Below are 8,476 nucleotides of genomic sequence, written 5' to 3'. Positions count from 1 at the left end.
ATGTTGCAATAGATTTTATTGTGGGATGGGTGTCCTCACCCGTCCGGGCGGGCAGGATGCCCACCCCACAAGAGTTTGGTAATGCACTATTTTAGCCCGGTCACGCCACTACAATTTAAGGTTTACTTTATAAATTGTCTCTAAATTAATTTATCAATTGTTTGCCACCCGTTCTCTACGAGAGGCTACGCCAACGGGGTGGGAATAGTAGGGTCACGACTCCCGATTCCCTACTTCCTTTTATGCTGGAATTATTTGAGATAAATAAAGCATATTTTACGTAAATTCACTCATTGTTTTTTTGTGGGCTTTATGAGAACCTCCTTTACATTACAGTAAATACATTAATTCGATAGATTTACCGTATTTTAATCAAAGCCTAAAAGATGAAAATCTCTAGGGACTTCCAAGTAAAAAAATATTCCATAGAAGACTGTTGACGATTGGCTGTGAACCGTCAACAACCAAATGTTGTTTATTTTTTCGAGTTCCGTAGCCAAAACTTTATCTAACAATTCTTTAACAATCCAAAATCTCAAATCCTCTCATCCCAAATGGTATTATGTCTGGCACTAAATCCATAAAACCTGCTTCAGTCCACAGCCGAATTCTCGTGCCTGGGCGGTATCATCCGCAACCTATAATTTCTCGGTTGGTATCTCGTTATGATTTAACCGTCAATATCAAAGCTGCATCTTTGACATTAGATACTGATAGCGATGGTTGGTTTGATTTAGAACTTTCGGGAAATCCGCAAAAGCTGACAAATAGCTTATCTTACTTGCAAGGATTGGGAGTAAATCTACTACAACTAGCGATCGCCAACCAAATTCAACCCACCCATAACTCCCTAAACTTTCCTGATTCAATTTACAAACTCAGTCCTAGAGGTTCTGCACACCTCACACATCAATGGCAAGAAGAATTTGAGCAATGGATTTCTCTCGGTCAAAGCAATCGATTGCGGTTGCAACTGTGCGTCTTGAAAACCTACTACGAACAACCAGTGATTTCCAAGTTAGTTTCTGACTATGGACTAACAGTCAATATCACCAGTGCCATACTCAAACCTGATAACCAAGATGACGGCTGGTTTGATTTGGATTTATGGGGGAGAACAAAGCAACTCCACTCCAGCCTGGGTTATTTAAAAAAACTCGGATTACCCATTTGGCTGGATTTCTCTAGCGTCTATGGCGATCGCTAACTACAAAATTCAGGAGTCACAATTGAGAATTAGCAAATAGTCTAAATTTCGTAGTACCAAATGTCTTCTTCTCGTAATACAATTCGATGCAAAGAAAGGCGATCGATCAAGCCCTCTTGCTCAAATTGCCCAAGAACACGAGTAATGGTTACACGAGTTGAGCCGACCATTTCCGCTAAATCTTCATGAGTTAGACGCATATCTATTAAACGCCCCTTCTCAACTTCCGAACCAAACTTTTTAGATAACCATGCTAATAGTTTGATGAGCATAGTATCAACTTTTTTATGGCTACGAATCACCATCAATTCTTGAGCCTGTTGGATATGGGTAAGTAGAGTTTCTGTGAGTTCACTCCACTCACCTAAAGGTAAGACTGTCGCCCCTACTTTAGTTAGGCATTCCATTTGATAAGGTTCTAATTTTGACAAAGCTTTCCCAACAACATCTCCAGGGCCCCACAATCCTAGAGCAACAGTTGTACCATCTTCCAGATAAGTAAAAGTCCTGACAAAACCCGTTTCAATCTTCCAAAGACTATTTGGATATTCTGGCAGAAATGAACGACGGGCAAAAACTTGCTTAGTATTATTACTTTGCAAATTAGTAAGATTTGTGTATAAAGAAACCATAATGCATAGTACTGTTTTTTGGTAAACTAACCGTAGTATATATATATCAGGTTATAAAAGCTTCTGTGTATTGAAATTATTAATGTTTTTATACAGGTAATGGGGCATGGGCAAACAGGGTATGGGGAAAGGGAAAGGGGTATGGTTCGACAAGCTCACCAACCAGGGAAAAGGGGTAAGATTAAATTTATTTCCTTTTCCCTTTAACCTTTTCCCCTGCCTCCCCTGCTTCTTACCCATGCCCCATTCCTAAATCCCCGCACCATCAAGAAAATCTTCAATCATGCCGTCAGAATTGTTGCACTTGGGTTTGTTGGTTGGTTCGTTACCAAGTTCTGTGGGGAAGAGGCTGGATTCGTTTTCTAATTCTTCTAAATGTTTTTCTAGAGCTTTGACTCGTTCAAATAAAGCGCGGATGACTTCGGCTTCTACGTCCCGGACTTTATCGTGGTCTAGAACATCGCCAGATAAATTGTTATGACGAGTTACACGTCCTGGAATTCCCACAACGGTGGTGTTGCTGGGTACATCTCGCAGGACTACTGAACCTGCTCCGATGCGGACGCGATCGCCAATTTGAATATTCCCCAATACTTTTGCACCGGCTCCCACAACCACATGAGAACCTAAAGTTGGATGGCGTTTGCCACTTTCTTTGCCCGTACCACCAAGGGTAACACCTTGATAAATCAAAGCATAATCGCCGACAATCGCTGTTTCACCAATCACCACTCCCATACCGTGATCGATGAACACTCCCTTACCAATTAATGCCCCAGGATGGATTTCAATTCCTGTGAAAAACCTACTAATATGAGAAATAAAGCGCGGTAAAAAGGGAATTCCGATTTTATACAGCCAGTGTGCTACTCGATGGAACAGTAGCGCCTGAAATCCAGGGTAACAGAACAACACTTCTATCCAGTTACGCGCTGCTGGGTCACGCTCAAAAATGGTTCGCAAATCAGTTAGTAGCATATTGTTTTGAGTTTTCGTTTGATTTTTGGAGTTCCCAAACTCGGATAATTCCCACTCAAAAATTAAGTATTCATGGGAATTTTCTTAAATGATAAACTACGGTAAGTCGATAGATTATAGTGTTTATTTGTGATGATAAGTGGGATGCTATCACATCCGACACTTGGAAAAAATAAATTTCGCCTAAAATGCGATAAACCTCTCAATTAACCGTAGTATATTGAGTACAGTCTTGAATAGCCAAAACTACTCTCTCCTCGATCTGTCTTCCAAAGTGGAATACGCGCTGTTAGCACTTTTAGAACTAGCAAGCCACCACGGGAAAAAAGTTCCTCTAACTATGAGTGAAATCACCGCAAAACAACCCATACCTGAGCGCTATTTGGAACAAATTTTGACCAACCTCCGGCGCGCTGGTGTGGTGCAAAGTCAACGTGGCTCGAAAGGAGGTTTCATCTTAGTTCGCGAACCTTGGCAAATCACCTTGCTGGAAATTGTCACTTTGGTGGAAGGTGAGCGCAAAGAAAAAGATACTTCTGAATCTCCGACTCTGGAAAGAACTTTAGTTTATGAAATCTGGGAGCAAGCCAATGCAGCTTCAATTGAAGTTTTGGGTCGCTATACGCTCCAAGATTTGTGCCAGGAAAGGGAAATTCGCGCTCAGCAGAGTCCTATGTATTACATTTAGCCAGCGAATTTGAGATTTTAGATTTTAAATTTTGGGTTGTTGATTCAAAATTAAAAGTCTAAAAAATTCCTAGAGTTAGCTTGCTTGATTTTTGCAACATTCTTTGCTGTCAAATCTAGAATTCTTGACTTAAACTCTTACCTCAAAAGCGCCAAGGCTAGCCGAACAGGTGTAGAGTCAATCTCAAATCGTTCGACTGAGCGTAGTCCAAGTCCAAAATCCTCTCATCCCAAATTGTTTGACAAAAGAGTGCTTATATGCGGATAGCCAGAGATATCACAGAATTAATCGGACGAACTCCTTTAGTTCAATTAAACAAGATTCCCCAAGCTGCGGGAGCGGTTGCTCAAATCGTGGTGAAACTAGAAAGCATGAATCCAGCGTCTTCTGTCAAAGACCGGATTGGCGCAAGTATGGTGGAAGCCGCAGAAGAAAAAGGTTTGATTCATCCCGGAAAGACGGTTTTAGTGGAGCCAACCTCTGGGAATACAGGCATTGCCTTAGCAATGGTGGCAGCTGCTAAGGGTTACCATCTTATTCTAACGATGCCTGACACAATGAGCCAAGAAAGGCGAGCCATGCTCAGAGCCTATGGCGCACAGCTAGAGTTAACGCCAGGGGTAGAAGGGATGCGAGGAGCGATCGCTCGTGCAGAGGAAATCTTAGCTCAAACCCCCAATGCTTATATGTTGCAGCAGTTTCGCAACCCTGCTAACCCCAGAATTCACGCCCAAACCACCGCAGAAGAAATTTGGCATGATACCGATGGAGAAATAGATATTCTGGTGGCGGGAGTGGGGACTGGAGGAACAATTACAGGAGTATCGCAAGTTATTAAGCAGCGCAAACCGAGTTTTCAAGCGATCGCAGTTGAACCAACCAGTAGTCCAGTATTAGGTGGTGGGAAACCAGGCCCCCACAAAATCCAAGGTATTGGGCCAGGATTCGTCCCAGCAATTTACCGTCCGGAACTGGTAGATGAAATCATTCAGGTTACAGATGACCAAGCGATCGCCTACAGCCGTCGCCTAGCAAAAGAAGAAGGATTACTATCCGGTATTTCTACTGGTGCTGCTTTATATGTAGCTATTCAAGTTGCACAACGACCAGAAAATGCAGGTCGCCTCATTGTTATGGTACAACCAAGCTTCGGCGAACGCTACCTCAGTACCTCACTGTTTAAAGACCCAGAGGAAAATGAATGGTTGAGTAAAGTTTGATACTATAAAGCAATTTTGGATTTTACTGTGTTGTAGTTCGATTGTCATGGTGCTATACTGTCTTACAGGTGTTGCACCTATAAACATATAATACCGAGTAAAACACTTATCAACAATTTAAACTATTTGTTTTAAGGAAGGATAATTATAATTACTCGCTATAAAAACTGATAAGTGCTACACTATGCCTTCTAAAAAACCGACTATCACAATTCGTGTGACAGACGAAGAATACAAAGTTTTACAAGCATGGGCAGATAAAGATTACAGAACGGTTCCTAGCTTGGTTTTGGCTTTAACCAAAAAAGCAATTGATGACCATACACAGCAGAATCATCAGGAAAAATCAGCATGACAGAATCACAAATCCAAGACATTTACTCGCGTCTGGATACTCTTGAATCTGAGGTAAATTCACTCAAATTATTAACAGGGACAATAGGTACAAGCCAAGTAGCGATCTCCTAAATCCTTAACACCCAAACAGAACACACCCAAATTCTGAACAATCATAGCCAAATTCTGAACAATCATAGCCAATTACTTGATGAAATTTTGCGAATACTGCGCGATCGCAATGGTGGAAGTGGCTTATAAATCTCTCCAGCTTTGCTTGTGCATTTTTCTTTAAATGATACTAAATTAGCATAGGAAGTATAGTTGGAAATTTTTGGAACAGCTTTGTAGCAAAGGTTTTTAATCCAAAATTCCAAACTTGTACTGAGCCTATCAAAGTATTTAAAATCCAAAATTGGTATGATAGACCAGTATAAACCCTGTGCAAAATGTTCCACAGGGTTGTGTTTTAGTATGAATTTTTTTCATTGGGACTGCCTTTACCGATAAATAAATTTAGTTGCTCTGTGAGCATTATTCTTTTTCTTGATGAGTGCCTTTTAACTTTTTATTTTTGCCTTGTTCACTCAAGTACTTGAATTGTCTTCAATTTCATTATTTTTCACCAATATTACCAAACAAAAACAACTAGCTGCTAGTTTTATCGGACTCAAAGCTTCACTTTTTAATACAATAAAGACCCCTAATCCTATAAGGACAAAAGGTACAACATGGTTGATGTAGCGACTTAAAATATCAGCTATGATTTTCTGTTTAGTTAGTTTGTATGCAGTGTAGCACCAAATTCCTAACAACATAAAAAACATTATTATAGTTACCACAAAACTTTCTAAGTTACTGCTAGCAAACAATGGTACGTAAACACTAATATTATCGCTACCATTAGCAACTGTAACGGCTGCCACACTGTAAATTTCAGGAGAAAGTAAATCAGGAATTGTTGTTTGGTGATATTCTTCTGTTTCTGGCAAAACTTCTTCTGAAGAATTTTCTTCTTGATTGACTAAACTACTAATACCTATGGCAATTGGTAGCAAACCAAGTAATCCAATCCAGCTTTTTGATAAAACTAATCCACTAAATAAACCAGAAAGACTCAGGATTACCAAAAATGTAAAACCTAAAAATTGACCAGTAACTATATGCCAGGGGCGAAAAGTAGAATTTATTTGAGAAAAAAATAACAACAGAATAACAATATCATCAATGTTAGTAGCAATAAATGTAATTGCCCCCGTACTAATTGCAGTAACATAGTTATTCCAGGACATTAACTTGATATACTAATAAATTGCTTGTTATAGGACTCCTATTGGATTGGGTGAAAATAACTCCATACACCCATATTCTCTGAAACCCTTTTGCCTCATTACACACATAATTTCAGATATCAAACCGGATTCCTATAAATCTTGTGTAACTTGAGAACCGTAGTTTTTTACCAAAGTTTTGGGATTGCTTCCTTCATAGTAATAACAGAACAGATCCTCCCCTACATCCCTATTTATCCAGCATGAGTAAGCTTGTAACAGCTTTCACTGAAGGAATTATTGCCTTTACAGCCACCAATATTGATGACATCATTATCTTATTAGTATTTTTCTCACAAATAGATATTAATTTTCGACGGCGGCACATCTTACTTGGTCAATACTTAGGATTTGCAGCCATTATCATTGCTAGCTTACCAGGATTTTTTGGTGGCTTAGCGATCCAACGCGAATGGATAGGATTACTAGGACTGCTACCAATAGCAATTGGTGTTCAGCAATTATTGTCTAAGAAAGAAGAAGCGATTACAGTTCAAACGGTAAGTACTGATTTTAGTCAGCCTACACCTACTAACCCGATATTGGCTTTTCTTTTGAGTGTTTTGCATCCCCAGACTTATAAAGTTGCAGCCGTAACCATTGCCAACGGCGGTGACAATATTAGTATATATATCCCGCTATTTGCCGGTCAGAACTTTACGAGTTTGGCAGTAATTTTAAGTATATTTTTTATCATGGTAGGGGTTTGGTGTGCGATCGCTTATTCATTAAGCCGTCAACCTACCATTACCAATATTTTAAGTCGTTACGGCCACGCTCTCGTACCATTTGTATTAATTGCCTTGGGTGTATTTATTATGTATGAACGAGGCACATTTAGCCTATTGCCGATTGATTTTAAATTGGGGGATGGGGCATAGGGCATAGGGCATAGGGAAAGGGAAAGGGGTAAGGGGAAAAGGGGAAAGATTTATTACTTTTCCCTTTAACCTTTAACCTTTTCCCCTACCTCTCCACACTTCCCCATTCCCCACTCCCTCTACACTTGATGAACTAATTTCCAACTCACCATCATCAAAATTGCATAAATAATAAACCGTAGCGGGCGTTGTGGAGCTAGTTTGCAGACTTTAGCACCTAGTAATACTCCTGGAACAGAACCTAACCAGATAGGTGCTACTAGACTCCAGTCAACTGTTCCGAGACTGAGGTGTCCAAAGGAGGTAAACAGCAACAAAATGGCTGCGTGTGAAATGTCTGTACCGACTAACTTGCGAGCATCAAGATTGAAAAATGCAATTATTACTAGGGCAAACATTGAACCAGAGGAGACACTTGTTAAACCAACCAAGCAGCCTAAAATTGCTCCCACAATTATTGTCTGAAAACGCCCAAAGTTAGTTTCTAGGTCTAATTTGGGTAGTTCAGGTAAATTAAACTTGGGGAAAAACGTCAATAACAACAACTGTACTAATGCCAACAAAGTCACTAGGAGAATCATTACCCCAAGCAAACGAAGCAAAATCCGATCCAGGTTATACTCGCCGGTAAGTTTAATAAAGTGCAAAATTCCCACGCCGAACAATGAGCCTGGAACACTCCCGAATGCCAGCCATTTGACAATTTCTGTGTCAAGTGTCTTTTGTTCCCAATGCTTGACACTACCGACAATCTTCATCAATGTGGCAGCTACAACATCAGAACTCACAGCAATAGAAGGCGGAACCTGAAAGATAAAAATCAACATTGGGGTAATGAGAGAGGCTCCGCCAATTCCCGTTAAACCGACAATGATGCCAACGAAGAAACTTAAAAATGGTAGTAATAGATAGTGCATATTCTTTGGGAATTTCAAGAATCAGTTATCAAGTGTCCGCACGATCGCAGTCTCGTTATCAGTGAGGAGACTAAGCTAGGGTCAAAATCCCCAAAAGAAGCCTTGATAGCTGTTCACTGTCCACCCATTGCTGAATTACTACTCCTGACTAATTTGCTCGCAGTTTCACACATAAAATCCGGTAATCCGACTAGCTTACCGTATTTTAATAGCAATTACGATTCAACGTCTACTGTATTTGTTTTGTATAGGGAATTGGGCATGGGTTAGGGGGCAGGGGGCAGGG

9 protein-coding genes are annotated in these 8,476 nt (G+C 40.3%); 5 read left to right on the top strand and 4 right to left on the bottom strand.

Annotated elements, in window-relative coordinates; translation table 11 throughout:
- Positions 1-562: 562 nt before the first annotated feature.
- Positions 563-1,207, top strand: a complete 645-nt coding sequence (locus GNE10_RS28170; protein WP_185568908.1) for an NIL domain-containing protein — start codon at positions 563-565, stop codon at positions 1,205-1,207.
- Between the two features lie 41 nt (positions 1,208-1,248).
- Here GNE10_RS28170 and GNE10_RS28165 read toward each other — a convergent pair whose 3' ends face one another.
- Positions 1,249-1,839 (bottom strand): Crp/Fnr family transcriptional regulator, encoded by a 591-nt coding sequence (locus GNE10_RS28165; protein ID WP_185568906.1) that lies wholly within the window; start codon positions 1,837-1,839, stop codon positions 1,249-1,251.
- Between the two features lie 249 nt (positions 1,840-2,088).
- Positions 2,089-2,817, bottom strand: coding sequence for a serine O-acetyltransferase (gene cysE, locus GNE10_RS28160; protein WP_185568904.1), 729 nt, complete (start codon positions 2,815-2,817; stop codon positions 2,089-2,091).
- A 205-nt stretch (positions 2,818-3,022) separates the two neighbouring features.
- On the opposite strand from cysE, the gene GNE10_RS28155 reads away from it, so the two are divergent.
- The 3 genes from GNE10_RS28155 to GNE10_RS28145 all read left to right on the top strand — a co-directional run bounded on the left by GNE10_RS28155 (position 3,023) and on the right by GNE10_RS28145 (position 5,080).
- A complete protein-coding gene (locus tag GNE10_RS28155) occupies positions 3,023-3,505 on the top strand; it encodes an Rrf2 family transcriptional regulator (protein ID WP_185568910.1) in 483 nt (160 codons plus the stop codon).
- A gap of 257 nt (positions 3,506-3,762) precedes the next feature.
- Positions 3,763-4,725 carry a cysteine synthase A gene (cysK, locus tag GNE10_RS28150; protein ID WP_185568902.1) on the top strand — a complete coding sequence of 321 codons (963 nt, stop codon included), beginning with the start codon at positions 3,763-3,765 and terminating at the stop codon, positions 4,723-4,725.
- A gap of 184 nt (positions 4,726-4,909) precedes the next feature.
- Positions 4,910-5,080 (top strand): hypothetical protein, encoded by a 171-nt coding sequence (locus GNE10_RS28145; protein ID WP_185568901.1) that lies wholly within the window; start codon positions 4,910-4,912, stop codon positions 5,078-5,080.
- 568 nt (positions 5,081-5,648) lie between these two features.
- Here the strand turns inward: GNE10_RS28145 and GNE10_RS28140 are convergent.
- A complete protein-coding gene (locus tag GNE10_RS28140) occupies positions 5,649-6,353 on the bottom strand; it encodes a cadmium resistance transporter (protein ID WP_185568899.1) in 705 nt (234 codons plus the stop codon).
- Between the two features lie 242 nt (positions 6,354-6,595).
- Here GNE10_RS28140 and GNE10_RS28135 point away from each other — a divergent pair, with 242 nt between their 5' ends.
- Positions 6,596-7,273: a cadmium resistance transporter gene (locus GNE10_RS28135; RefSeq protein ID WP_185568897.1), complete on the top strand. Its 678-nt coding sequence runs from the start codon at positions 6,596-6,598 to the stop codon at positions 7,271-7,273.
- Between the two features lie 119 nt (positions 7,274-7,392).
- Here the strand turns inward: GNE10_RS28135 and GNE10_RS28130 are convergent, their stop codons facing one another.
- Positions 7,393-8,190, bottom strand: a complete 798-nt coding sequence (locus GNE10_RS28130) for a sulfite exporter TauE/SafE family protein (protein ID WP_185568895.1) — start codon at positions 8,188-8,190, stop codon at positions 7,393-7,395.
- Positions 8,191-8,476 lie beyond the last annotated feature (286 nt).

Source organism: Nostoc sp. 2RC (genome assembly GCF_014222165.1).
GTDB lineage: Bacteria > Cyanobacteriota > Cyanobacteriia > Cyanobacteriales > Nostocaceae > Nostoc > Nostoc linckia.
Note: the sequence above shows the minus strand (reverse complement) of the source record. Positions and strands in the feature narration are given on the sequence as shown.